Source organism: Gemmatimonadaceae bacterium (assembly GCA_035606695.1).
Classification (GTDB): Bacteria; Gemmatimonadota; Gemmatimonadetes; order Gemmatimonadales; family Gemmatimonadaceae; genus JAQBQB01.
In genome coordinates, this window is sequence record DATNEW010000013.1 from 80,714 (window position 1) to 93,967 (window position 13,254).

General features: G+C 64.8%; 8 protein-coding genes. 5 read left to right on the forward strand and 3 right to left on the reverse strand.

Going from position 1 to position 13,254, the window contains the following annotated elements; translation table 11 throughout:
* Positions 1–75 precede the first annotated feature (75 nt).
* The 4 genes from VN706_04400 to VN706_04415 all read left to right on the forward strand — a co-directional run bounded on the left by VN706_04400 (position 76) and on the right by VN706_04415 (position 6,908).
* Positions 76–1,977 (forward strand): ABC transporter ATP-binding protein, encoded by a 1,902-nt coding sequence (locus VN706_04400; GenBank protein HXT14844.1) that lies wholly within the window; start codon positions 76–78, stop codon positions 1,975–1,977.
* Between the two features lie 124 nt (positions 1,978–2,101).
* Positions 2,102–3,367 (forward strand): FHA domain-containing protein, encoded by a 1,266-nt coding sequence (locus VN706_04405; protein HXT14845.1) that lies wholly within the window; start codon positions 2,102–2,104, stop codon positions 3,365–3,367.
* A complete protein-coding gene (locus VN706_04410; GenBank protein HXT14846.1) occupies positions 3,368–4,117 on the forward strand; it encodes a Stp1/IreP family PP2C-type Ser/Thr phosphatase in 750 nt (249 codons plus the stop codon).
* Positions 4,118–4,217: 100 nt separating this feature from the next.
* Complete coding sequence (locus tag VN706_04415; protein ID HXT14847.1) at positions 4,218–6,908, forward strand: DPP IV N-terminal domain-containing protein; 2,691 nt, start codon at positions 4,218–4,220, stop codon at positions 6,906–6,908.
* Between the two features lie 213 nt (positions 6,909–7,121).
* On the opposite strand, the gene VN706_04420 is transcribed toward VN706_04415, so the two are convergent.
* A complete protein-coding gene (locus VN706_04420; GenBank protein ID HXT14848.1) occupies positions 7,122–8,399 on the reverse strand; it encodes an HD domain-containing protein in 1,278 nt (425 codons plus the stop codon).
* Between the two features lie 57 nt (positions 8,400–8,456).
* Between VN706_04420 and VN706_04425 the strand changes: the two genes are divergently transcribed.
* On the forward strand, positions 8,457–9,182 hold the full coding sequence (locus VN706_04425) for a hypothetical protein (GenBank protein ID HXT14849.1): 726 nt from the start codon (positions 8,457–8,459) through the stop codon (positions 9,180–9,182).
* A 92-nt stretch (positions 9,183–9,274) separates the two neighbouring features.
* Here VN706_04425 and pckA read toward each other — a convergent pair whose 3' ends face one another.
* Positions 9,275–10,894, reverse strand: a complete 1,620-nt coding sequence (pckA, locus tag VN706_04430) for a phosphoenolpyruvate carboxykinase (ATP) (GenBank protein HXT14850.1) — start codon at positions 10,892–10,894, stop codon at positions 9,275–9,277.
* A gap of 9 nt (positions 10,895–10,903) precedes the next feature.
* On the reverse strand, positions 10,904–13,219 hold the full coding sequence (locus VN706_04435) for an NADP-dependent malic enzyme (GenBank protein ID HXT14851.1): 2,316 nt from the start codon (positions 13,217–13,219) through the stop codon (positions 10,904–10,906).
* Between the last annotated feature and the right edge of the window lie 35 nt (positions 13,220–13,254).

The following is a 13,254-nucleotide window of genomic DNA, read 5'->3' on the forward strand; positions in this document are numbered from 1 at the left end:
CTAGAGCAACGGACATACCAGACGCGGCAGACGCGGGCGGAAAGCCCGCCCAACACGTCGGTTAGCTTTGGACCAATGCACGAAGAAGACGTCGTCGGCAAAGCGTACGACTCGCGCCTCATGCGCCGGCTGGGCGCCTACGTGCGGCCATACGGATGGCTCGTCGTGGCGGCGCTTGCGTGCCTGATGATCGACGGACTCACACAGCTCGTCGGCCCGTTGATGACGCAGCGCGTCATTGACGTCGCGCTGCCCGCGCACGACGTCCACATCGTCGTCCAGGCCGCGCTGTTCTTCGCGGCATCGCTCGTCGTGGCGTTCTGCTGCCAGTACGGCGAGACGATGCTCACCAGCCTCCTGGGCCAGCGCGTGATGCGCGATCTGCGTCGCGACATCTTCGCCCACGTCCAGCGTCTGCCCGTGCCGTTCTTCGATCGGAATCCGGTCGGCCGTCTCGTCACGCGCGTGACGTCCGACGTCGAATCGCTCAATGAGCTCTTCACCTCGGGAGTCGTCGCCGGACTCGGCGACCTGTTCACGCTGCTCGCGATCAGCGTGATGATGCTCGTGACCGATTGGCGGCTGTCGCTCGCATCGTTCGCCGTCATCCCGTTCGTGTACTGGGTGTCGCACGTGTTTCGGATGAAGGTGCGCGAATCGTATCGCGACATTCGAGCGAAGCTCGCGCGCATCAACGCGTATTTGCAGGAGCGCATTACGGGCATGCGCATCGTGCAGCTGTTCGGGCGCGAGCGCGACGAAGCGGCGCGCTTCGACGAATTGAATCGCGGCCATCTCGACGCGAACCTCGAGTCGATCACGTATTACGCGTTGTATTTCCCGGCGATCGAAATCCTGACGTCGATCGCGCTGGCGCTGCTGATCGTCACGGGCGCGCACCGTGTCGAGATCCATTCGCTGACCGTGGGCACCGTCGCCGCGTTCTTGCAACTCGTTCGTCGCTTCTTCCAGCCGCTGCAGGATCTGTCGGACAAGTTCAATACGCTGCAGCAGGCGATGGCGGCGAGCGAGAGAGTCTTCGTACTTCTCGATACACCTGGCGTCGAGGCGTCGGGGCGTCGGGGCGTCGGACCTGCCGTCACGAACGCCCCGACGCCTCGGCGCCTCGACGCCCCGACGCCCGGCGTCAGCGTCCAATTCGACAACGTCTGGTTCGCATACGATACGGGCCATGTCGCACGCAATGACGGCCAGTTTGCGTCGCCGGAGTGGGTCCTCAAGGGTGTGAGCTTTAACGTCGAGGCCGGTCGGTCGCTGGCGCTCGTGGGTCACACCGGCGCTGGCAAGACGACGATCATCAACCTCTTGCTCCGTTTCTATGAACCGCAGCGCGGCCGCATTCTCGTGGACGGCGTGGACGCACGAGAGATCCCGCTCGAGCGGTTGCGCGCGCTCATTGGCTACGTCCAACAGGACATCTTTCTGTTTGCCGGCGACGTGCTGAGCAACATTAGACTTTCTAATCCGCTGACCGACGAACAGGTCGCGGAAGCAGCGTCGCGCGTCGGCGCCGATCGCATCGTTCGACGGCTGCCGCATGGCTACGCGCAGGTGCTGGGCGAGCGCGGCGCGTCGATCAGCGTGGGCGAACGCCAACTGTTGTCGTTCGCGCGCGCGGTGGCGGCGGATCCCGCGCTGCTCGTCCTCGACGAGGCCACGAGCGCCGTCGACAGCGAGATCGAGGCGGAAATTCAGAGTGCACTCGCGGCGCTGATGCAAGGGCGCACGACGATCGCGGTCGCCCACCGATTGAGTACAATTGTCGATTCCGACGAGATCCTCGTGCTGCATCACGGTGTCGTGCGCGAGCGTGGGACGCATCGTGAATTGATGGCGAAGCGCGGACTCTACGACCGATTGTATCGCTTGCAGGCCGGCGCGGTGCGCGACGCGTTGCGCGATGTATCATCCGCTGCATCATCCGCTGCATCATCCGCATCGTCAGCGGGCTCATGACGCTTGCCAGTCCAAGGCCCGATGGGGTAGTTTCTGCCGGAGTACCTCCTGTTCCCGACGCCGGCCGCGGAATGGTTGCCTGCGCCGCGTTCCTCCTGCTCGGACCGTAGCGCTGAGCGCACACATGCCGGTCATCAAGGTCAACGATCAGCAGTATTCGCTGCGGCCGGGTCCCAACAGGGTCGGCGCAGGCATGGACGCCGACGTCCGGGTTGACGAAAACCCGGACCTCGGCGTTCAGGCGATCGTTGACGTTGCCATCGACAGCCAGGCGGTAATTCGTCGCGCGGGGACGAGTGCGGCGGTGCGCGTGAACGGCGTGCCGCTCGTCGATCCAACGCCGCTCATTCACGGCGACAAAGTCGAGATCGGAGGACGCGAGCTCTTCTTCGCCGACGACACCAAGGCCGGTGCCACGCAGTACGTGTCGGCGAACGACGTCGCGGCGTTGGCGCAGAAGCGCAGCGGTCCCGCGCGCGCGACGGCGGCAACGGGTGGTCGTCTCGTGTCGCTCGTCGACGGAAAGGAATACGCGGTCCCGTCCGGCGGTTTGATCATCGGCCGTGATGCGGCATCGGGCGTCGTCGTGGCGCAGAACGAAGTGTCGCGCAAGCACGCCGAAGTCGTGGCGGTCGATACGGGCTACGAGGTGCGCGACTTCAGCGCGAACGGCGTCTTCGTGAACGGCAACCGCGTCGATCAGGCGTTCGTGCTCTCGCGCGCCGATGTGATTCGCGTGGGCAGCGAGGAATTCCGCTTCTACGCCGACGTGCCGGCATCCGCTCCAAAAGCCGCACCGGCACCCGCCCCCGAACCGCCGCCCGCCGCGACGCCGGAAGTGGTGTCGGCAGTACCGGAGGCACCGCCGGCCAAATCCACCGCGCCGGTTCTCGCTGTGCTCGAGATCACGAACGAAGGACCGACCAAGGGAACGGAATACGAGATTCGCGTTCCGCTCGCGCATGTCGGCCGCGGCGCGCACAACGACGTGGTGATCGCGGACGACAGCGTCTCGGACACCCACGCCAAGCTGCAACGGCGAGACGACGGCTGGTATCTCGTGGACGTTGGCTCGACGAACGGCACCTACGTCGGCGGCCAGCGCATTGCGGCCGAGCGGCGGTTGGATGGCGCACCTGATATAAGATTTGGCGGTGTGAAGGCGGTATTTCGGGCCAAGGACTCTGGGGCCGATACCAACAAGGGGACTCGCGCCATCGCGAGCGTCGACCGTTCCGTGCTGCGGGAGACCGCGGCTCGTCCGGCCGCGCCGCAGCAGACGGTGGCAGTTGCAACACCGGAACCACGCAAGGGGTTGCCGGGATGGATCTGGGGTGTCGTCGTACTCGCCATCGGGGCGGCTGCCGCTTTCTTCCTGCTGAATCGCTAAATGGTCCGTCTGCTTCACGCCGCTCGCACCGACGTCGGGATGATCCGGTCGGGAAACGAAGACAATTTCGCCGTCAACGCGTCGCGCGACCGTGGGCTGTTCATCGTCGCCGACGGGATGGGCGGTCACGCCGCCGGCGAAGTCGCGAGTGAGATGGCGGTGCAGACCGTCGAGCGCGAGCTGCAGGGTGTGGTGCGGGATCTCGAGGACAAGTCGGCGGCGGCGAAGTTGACCGACGCGCTGCGGAAGGCCAATCGCACCATTCACGATCGCACGCTCACGGAAGTCGACAAGCAGGGGATGGGCACCACGGCGTCGGTGCTGATGCTCTCGCCGACGAAGTATCTCATCGGCCAGGTCGGCGACTCACGCGTGTATCTCCTGCGCGACGGCGCGTTGTCGCAGCTCACGAAGGATCACTCGTACGTGCAGGAGCAGGTCGACGCGGGATTCCTGACGCCGGAACAGGCGCGGTATCATCCCTACAGCAACGTGATCACGCGCTGCGTCGGCGCGAGCCCGGACGTCGAGCCGGACGTCTATCAGGGCGAAGTGAAGGTGGGCGACATTTACCTCGTCGCGAGCGACGGTCTCACGGGCATGGTGGACGACCGGCGGCTGCAGATGCTCCTGATGTCGCGCGCGGAGCCCGAGCGGAAGGTGTATTCGCTGATTCAGGAAGCGAACGGGCGCGGCGGACTGGACAACATCACGGCGATCGTGGTGCAGGTGATGGCGGACGAAGCGTAGGCAGGCGCGGGCGGGCCCTTCCGCTCTCCGTGACAGCACTGCATCTCTAGTGGGCGTAGTAAGGTGAGTCCCCACTCTCTCCTCCCTCCAGGCGTACCCTATGCGCTACACCGCATCCGTCGCCCTCCTGGCGCTCGCGGCATTGCCACTTGCCGCCCCACTCGCCGCCCAGGAGCACGCGAACAAGGCCAATTGGCAGCTTGCCGAAAAATTCTCGCCGCAGAATCTGCGGTCACGCGTCTACACGACCGCGGTGAATCCGCGCTGGCTCGGGCAGAGCGATTCGCTCTGTTATGACTGGAAGGATCACACCGGCAATACGTTCTTCCTCGTCGTGCCGACGACGAAGACGAAGAAGCCGCTGTTCGATCACGGCAAGCTCGCGGCGCAGCTGTCGGAAGAGAGCCATCACGCGCACGATCCACAGAGTCTTCCGTTCAACTCGCTGACGTTCGCGAAGGATCGGAAGACGTTCACGTTCGTCGCGGACAGCTCGCGCTGGGAATGGACCGTCGCGACGGAAACGCTCAAGCGCCTCGGTCCGGCAGGGCCGCAGGGTGGCGCGGGACGCGGCGGACGTGGCGGGCGCGGCCAACAAGTGGTGACCGCCGATTCCGTTCCGGGCACGGGCGCCGACTCGCTCAGCACGTGCGGCGGCGCGGGTGGCGGACGCGGCGCCGGCGGCGGTGGCGGCGGCGGGCAGTTCGGCGGCGGCCGCGGCGGCGACTTCCACAACTATTCGCCCGACAGCTCGATGTTCGCGTTCGCGCGCGATCACAACCTGTTCATCGTCAACGCGAAGACGAAGGACACCGTGCAGCTCACGCGCGACGGCGCGAAGTACTACAGCTTCGGCGCGCGCGATACGCTGCAGGAGCGGCAGCAGCAGGAGCTGACGCAGCAGGGCCAGAATCAGAATCTGATCGACGACATCGGCGACCAGCAGGGCGGCGGCGGACGCGGCGGCGTGAATCGCGACCCGCGTGTGCGTGCCCAGGTCGTGTGGGCGCCCGACTCGAAGTCGTTCGCGGTGACGCGCATGGATCAGCGCGGCGTGAAGGAGCTCTACCTCGTCAACAACACTCACAGCCCGCGCCCCGAGCTGATGGAGTACACCTACGCCATGCCCGGCGAGGAGAACGTCGGTCAGGAAGAGCTCTTCGTGTGGCGGAGCGGCGACACGAAGCTCGCGCCCGTCAACATCAAGAAGTGGAAGGACCAGCGGCTGTTCGACATCCACTGGAACGGCAAGGGCTCGGATCATCTGCGGCTGGTGCGCCGCGACCGCACGCAGCGGCACTTCGAGCTGCTCGACATCACGCTGCCGACGCAGGCGATTTCGCAAATTCTCAAGGAAGACGTCACCGACAACTCGAGCGAGCGGCAGAACGTTCGCTACATCACCGCCGGCGGCGACTTCCTGTGGTGGTCGGAGCGCTCGGGCTGGGGACACTACTACCTCTACGACAACGGCGGGCATCTCAAGAACGCCGTGACGAGCGGGGCGTGGCGCGCCGAGCGGATCGTGGACATCGATTCGGTGAAGCGCGTGGCGTACATCGCCGGCGTGGGCCGCGAAGCGGGCGAGAATCCGTATTACACGCACACGTATCGCGTGAATCTCGACGGCAGCATGCTGACGCTCGTCGATGCGGGCAACGGCACGCACACGACCGCGCTCTCGCCGAACAAGAAGTGGCTCGTCGACAGCTATTCGCGCATCGACCTGGTGCCGAAATCCGTGCTGCGCGACGCGTCGGGCAAGCCGGTGATGGACCTGCAGGAGATGGACATCTCGCGCATCAAGGAGCTTGGCTTCCGGATGCCCGAGACGTTCGTCACGAAGGCGGCGGACGGCGTCACCGACATCTACGGCAACATGTGGAAGCCGGTCGATTTTGATTCGACGAAAAAATATCCGATCATCGCGAACGTGTACCCGGGCCCGCAAACGGAGTCCGTGACGTACCCGTTCAGCGCGAGCAACGTGCCGCAGCAGTTGGCGCAGCTGGGCTTCATCGTGATTCAGATCGGCAACCGCGGGGGCAGCCCGCAGCGCTCGCAGGAATATCAGGGCTTCGGCTATTACAACCTTCGCGACTACGCGCTGGCCGACAAGAAGGCGGGTATCGAGCAGCTGGCGGCGCGCCACGGCTACATCGATCTCAATCGCGTCGGCATCTACGGCCACTCGGGCGGCGGCTTCCTCACCGCGGCCGCCATGCTCCTGCCGCCCTACAACGAGTTCTTCAAGGTCGGCGTGAGCGAATCAGGAAATCATGATAACAATATTTATAATCAGAACTGGAGCGAGCAGTATCACGGGCTGAAGATCATCGCCAAGAACGCGCCGCGCGGCGGCCGGAACATCGTGCAGTCGGGCGCCGCGGCGGGTGGTCCGCGGAACGACGGCAACGGCAATCCCGCGGTGCGCGACGGCGCCGGGATGTCGGCGGTGGCGGCGTTGATGGACGGCTCGATCGCGGCCGACGACACGACGAACACGTTCCAGATTCACGTGCCGACGACGGTGGATCTCGCGGCCAATCTCAAGGGCAACCTGCTCCTCGAGACGGGCGACATGGACAACAACGTGCATCCGGCGAACACGATTCGGCTGGTGCAGGCGCTCATCAAGGCGGACAAGCGCTTCGACTTCATGATGCTGCCCGGGAAGCCGCATTCGTACGGCGACATGACGCCCTATACCAATAGGCTCATGTTCGAGTACTTCGCGGAGCATCTGCTCGGAGATTATTACCGGCAGGATGCGGCATATAAAAACAAGTAAGAGCGAGGGCTAACGGCGCCAGCCCGAACGGCGCCAGCCCGAACGGCGCCAGCCCGAAGATCGCCAGCCCGAGCTACGCAAATTCGAACGCCGCAGCGTCGCTCGAATTTGCGTAGTTCGGGTTGGCGCTTTATGGGTTGGCGCTTCATGGGTTGGCGCTTCATGAGCTGGCGCTTTATGGGCTGGCGCCGTTCGGTTTCGCGCCCGTTCGCTCTACCCGAGCAATGCTTTCCCTTCCGCGATCCGTCCCGCAACCTCCTCTCTATTCATGTTCGCGAGCGTGATAACCGCCGTTGGCTTCACCGCCACCCTCGGCGTCGTGAACACCCTCAACCACCGCGCCGAGCGATAGAACTCGTCCGATAGCTTGGGAAGGTTGACCGCACCTTCCCATCCTTCCGCCGTCAGCCGCCGCACTTCGCCATACGGCCGCTGCACGAGCAGATCGAGTCCCAGCATCTGCGTCTTCACCGGATAGTCGAGCAGCACGTCACCCGGCTGTAATCCGCACTCGCGCGCGATCGCATTCTCGACGGCCACGGTGAGCGCACGGTCGTCCGCGATCCATTCGCCGCCGCCCGGCGCGAGATCCGCGGCGGGACACTCGAACGCGCGCTTGTAGAGCTTTCGCTCGCGCAGCGCCCGCAACATCGGACTCGGCGCGCGTTGCGCGAGGTCGTGCAGAAGGCCCTCGTCCGTAAAGCCGGCGAGCGTCCGCGCGGCGAGCGTTCCCGCATCGAGCGCGTCGCCCACGAGCCGCTTGTACATCGCCGTCGCGCTGCGCACCGCGTGGTGCCAGTACACGTTGCGATACATCTGATACTTCGCGAAGAGCAGGCTCTCGAGCGCGGAGAGTCCCTTCTCGATCATGCCGACGCGCGGCGCGTTCGTATCCGGATCGCGCACGACCGCGAGCGCGTTGATCAGCCGATCGACGTCGATCTCGCCGTAGCTCACGCCGCACATGAAGGCGTCGCGGCGCAGATAGTCGAGCTTGTCGAGATCGATCGAGCCGGAGATCAGTCCCTGAAGCGGCGCATCACTCTCGCCGCGAATGAGCGCGATGATGCGCTCCGGTGCGTCGCGGCCCAGCTCGCGGCGCAGGATTTCGGCGACCTCGCCGTCGACGATGAGTGGACGCGCGACTTCCTCGTGATGCAGCGCGCCGATCTCCTCGAGCGCATGTGAGAACGGGTAGTGGCCAATGTCGTGCAGCAGCGCCGCGATACGCGTGAGCTGACAGTGCTCGGGACCAACCGCGTCGAAGTCGCTCTGCTCCTCGAAGAGGCCGAGCGTGCGCCGCGCCAGATGGTACGTGCCGAGCGCGTGCTCGAATCGCGAGTGCGTGGCGCCCGGATAGACGAGGAAGGCCAGGCCCAGCTGGCGGACGTAGCGCAGGCGTTGAAAGGCCGGTGTATCGATCAGCTCCGACGCCAGCGGATCGAGCCGGATGTTGTTCCAGAGCGGGTCCCGGATGATTTCCACGGCCATGGGGCGTATGATACTCGGGACCGGAAACCCGCGCGTCACCTGGCCGTAGGGAGTCGCATGCAGACATCGTCGTCGCCAGCCGCACCATCGGCATCCGCGCCGCAAACGCCGTCCGCTCCGCCGGCGCCGGCTTCGTCAACCCCGCAAGCTCGAGCGAAGCCAGGCCAGGCCGGCACGATCGACACGCCGTCGCTTCGCGCACAGCTCGGCGATCTGAACGTGCAGCTGGCGGCGCTCAAGGCGGAATGGCGCGGCCTTCAGAATCAGCTGAACACCATGCGCCTCGACAATCCGGCGCGGGCCGGTGTGCAGCAGAAGGCGGCGGACATTGGCGTGCAGATCGCGAAGGTGCAGGGCGACATCGCGCGGCTGCAAGCGCAGATCGATCAGCGTGAAGGCGGTCCAGGTACGCTCGTTCCGCCGCCGGTGCCGCGCGGCCGCGGGTTCGACCCGGATCTCGCGGCGGGGTTGATGTTCGCGTTCATCTTCGCCGTGCTCATGCCGATTTCGATCGCGATGGCTCGGCGCCTGTGGCGCGGCCGCCCGCCGGCGGCGCCGATGACGGATCCGTCGATCGCGCCGCGGCTCGACCGGATAGAGCAAGCGGTGGACGCCGTCGCGATCGAGATCGAGCGCGTGTCCGAGGGACAGCGCTTCGTGACCAAGATTCTGGCGGAGCGGCCGGCGAACGACGGCTCATCGATTCGCGCGTTGGGTGCCGGGCCGGCGGAGCCGATTCAGACGCCCGAACGCGAGGCGATGCGGCAGCAGCGGAATAGTTGAACGCCGCTGTCATCCTGAGCGTACGAAGGACCCCAATCCTCGGCGGAAAGGGGTCCTTCGTCGCTTCGCTCCTCAGGATGACAATGAGGTGATTACCGCGGTCCCGCGTTCCTCACGGGCTCAGACACGAACTTCTCATACTTCGCGAAGTTCTCCTTGAACATGCCGGCGAGCTTCTTCGCCTGCTCGTCGTACGCGTTCTTGTCCGTCCACGTGTCGCGCGGATCGAGCACGTCGAGCGGCACATCCGGGATCGTCTTCGGCACTTGCAGGCCGAACAACGGATCGGTGTGGAGCGGCACGGACTTGAGATCGCCCCGGAGAAGGGCGGCGACCATCGCGCGCGTGTGCGACAGCTTCATGCGCTTGCCGATGCCGAATGCGCCGCCGGTCCAGCCGGTGTTGACGAGCCACACGTCGGAGCCGTGCTGGTCGATCAACTTGCCAAGCATGTCGGCGTACTTCGTCGGATGCCACACGAGAAACACGGCTCCGAAGCACGATGAGAAGGTGGCCTGCGGTTCTTTGACACCACGCTCGGTGCCCGCCACCTTCGCCGTGTACCCCGAGAGGAAGTAGTACATCGCCTGTTCGCGGGTGAGCTTGGCGATCGGCGGCAACACGCCGAACGCGTCGGCGGTGAGGAATACGATGTTCTTCGGATGTCCGCCGCGACCTGACGGCACGAAGTTCGGGATGTAGTGCAGCGGATACGACGCGCGGGTATTCTCGGTGATCGACTGATCCTCGAACTTCACTTTGCGCGTGAGCTCGTCCAGCACGACGTTCTCGAGAATCGTGCCGAACATCTGCGTCGTGTTGTAGATGTCGGGCTCGCCCTCGGGCGAGAGGTTGATCACCTTCGCGTAGCAGCCGCCCTCGTAGTTGAACACGCCGTCGGGCGACCACCCATGCTCGTCGTCGCCGATGAGCGCGCGCTCGGGATTGGCGGAGAGCGTCGTCTTGCCGGTGCCGGAGAGGCCGAAGAAGAGCGCGGTGTCGCCTTCCTTGCCGATGTTCGCCGAGCAGTGCATGGAGAGCACGCCCTGCTTCGGCATGTAATAGTTCATCACGGTGAACATCGCCTTCTTGAGCTCACCGGCGTAGCGCGTCCCGCCGATCATGATCATGCGCTTGGCGAGATTGAGCACGATGAACGTGCCGGAGCGGGTTCCGTGCTTCGCCGGATCGGCCTGGAACTCCGGGGCGTGCAGCACCGTGAAGTTCGGCTCGAACGTCGGCAGCTCGGTGGGCTCGGGGCGGATGAACATGTTGCGCACGAACGCCATCTGCCAGGCATTCGGCGAGACGTAGCGCACCGACAGGCGATACTTGGGATCGGCGCCGCAATAGAGATCCTGAATGAACAGCTCGCCCTGGCCGTCGAGGTAGGCGCGCACGTCGGCGAGCAGCGTCTCGAACTGCTGCTCGCTGAACGGCTGGTTCACCTTGCCCCAGTCGACGTCCTGCTCCGATGATGGATCTTTAACGAGGAATTTGTCATTGGGCGACCGGCCGGTGTGCGGCGCGGTCACGCTGCAGAACGGACCCATGTCGGCGAACCGGCCCTCGCCGCGCCGGGCCGCCTGCTCGATCAACACCGGTGCCTGGAGATTCCAGTGCACCTCGCCGCGCGGCTTGAGCCCCTGCGCGGCCAAGCCAATCTTTCCCTGCAAACCGGCGTCGTCCTGCGGCGTCGTTTGAGTGGCCATGTCTAACCCCTATAACCTCGAGAAAACCGTCGGTGTGGGCCCGCTGCCATTCGGGCGGGCCGCTGATTCGATGGGAGAAGTGCGTTCCTGCGCGTCCACCACCGCGACCGCGGCCATGTGGACGATGTCCTGCACGTCGGCACCGCGCTCCAGCACGTGCACCGGGCGGCTCATGCCGACGAGAATCGGCCCGATGGCCGTCGCGCCGCCCAGGTGATGCAACAACTTGTACGCAATGTTTCCCGCGCTCAGGTTCGGGAAGATCAGCACGTTCGCCTGCTCCTTGAGCGCGCTGAACGGGTAATCCCGCTGAATGATCTCGGGATCGAACGCGGTGTCCGCCTGCATCTCGCCGTCGACCGTCAGCGAGGGATCGCGCTGCCGCAGCAACTGAACGGCGCGCGCCATCTTTTCGGCTTCGGGATGACGAACCGACCCGAAATTGGAGAAAGACAACATCGCGATCCGCGGTTCCAGCCCCATCGTCCGCGCGATGCGCGACGCCGAAAACGCGATCTGCGCCACTTGCTCGGCCGTGGGATCGATGTTCACGGTCGTGTCCGCGCAGAACACGAGCTGCTTCTCGAATACCAGCATGTACATGCCGCTAACGAGACCCGCTTTCGGATGCGCGCCAATCACTTCGAGCGCGGGACGGATCGTCTCGGGGTAGTGCAGGTTGACGCCCGACACGAGTGCGTCGGCATCGCCGCGCGCCACCATGCATGAACCGAAATAATTGCCGTTGAACAATCGGCGGCGCGCTTCGTCGAGGCTCATGCCTTTGCGCTGCCGGCGCGAATACATGAATTGCGCGTACGCCTCACGCTTGGGCGACGACGACGGATCCTCGATCGCGATCTCGTCGAGTGGAACGTTCATCGCGTGCGCTTCGGTCTCGATCGTTTCGCGATCACCAAGGAGAATGGGGAACGCGATGCCTTCCTCGATGCAGATGCGCGCCGCACGAATGACTTTCGGCTCTTCGCCTTCGGGGAAGACGACGCGCTTCGGGTTGCCGACGGCGCGATTCATCAGCCCGCGCATGACGCCGCGCGCACCGCCCAGCCGCACCTCGAGCCGTTCACGATAGTCGTCGAGATCGATGAAGTCGTTCGCCGCGCCCGAGGCGACCGCCGCCCACGCGACCGCCGGCGCAACCCACAGCAGCACGCGCGGATCGAACGGGAAGGGAATGAGATACTCGGCGCCGAAGCACACGTCCTGAAGACCGTACAGCGCCGCGACCGAGTTCGGCACGTTCTCCTTGGCGAGCAACGCGAGTGCACGCGTCGCCGCCATCTTCATCTCTTCATTGATTTCGGTCGCGCGGACATCCAACGCGCCGCGGAAAATGAACGGGAAGCCGAGGACGTTGTTGACCTGATTGGGATAGTCGCTGCGTCCCGTCGCGATGATCGCGTCGTCCCGCACCGCGCGTACTTCTTCCGGCAGAATTTCCGGAACGGGATTCGCCAGCGCGAAGATGATCGGATGCTCGGCCATCGCCTTGATCATCTTGCCCGTGACGGCGCCGGCAACCGAGAGGCCGACGAACACGTCGGCGCCGACGAGCGCGTCCTCGATCGTGCGCGCGTCCGTTTCATTTTGAAAGCGCGCCTTGTACGGGTCCATGTCATCGTTGCGACCCTTGAAGATGACGCCCTTCCGGTCGCACATGATGATGTTCTCGCGCTGCACGCCCAGGCGGATGTAGTGCTCCGCCGTCGAGATGGCGGCGGCGCCGGCGCCGGAGAACACGACGCGAACGTCCTCGATCTTCTTGCCGACGATCTCGACGGCGTTGATCAGCGCCGCGCCGGAGATGATCGCGGTGCCATGCTGATCGTCATGGAAGACGGGAACCTTCATCGTCTTCCTGAGCGTCTCTTCGATGTAGAAGCAGTCGGGCGCCTTGATGTCCTCGAGGTTGATGCCGCCAACCGTGGGCTCGAGGAGTTGACAAAATTTTATCACGTCGTCGGGATTCTCGGAGCCTACCTCGAGATCGAACACGTCGAGGTCGGCGAACTGCTTGAAGAGATTCCCTTTGCCTTCCATCACCGGCTTGCCGGCCACCGCGCCGATGTTGCCGAGCCCGAGCACGGCGGTGCCGTTGGTGACGACCGCGACGAGGTTGCCCTTGGCGGTGTACGTATACGCGAGATCGGGATCCTTCTTGATCTCGAGGCACGGCTCGGCGACTCCGGGGGAGTACGCGAGCGAGAGGTCCCGCTGGTTGGTGAGCGGCTTCGTTGGAACGACGGCGATCTTCCCCGGCCGTCCGTTCGCGTGATAATCGAGGGCGTCCTGGCGTTTGGTCACAGACCTGAAAAATAGCCGGTTCTGCGGCCTAAGTC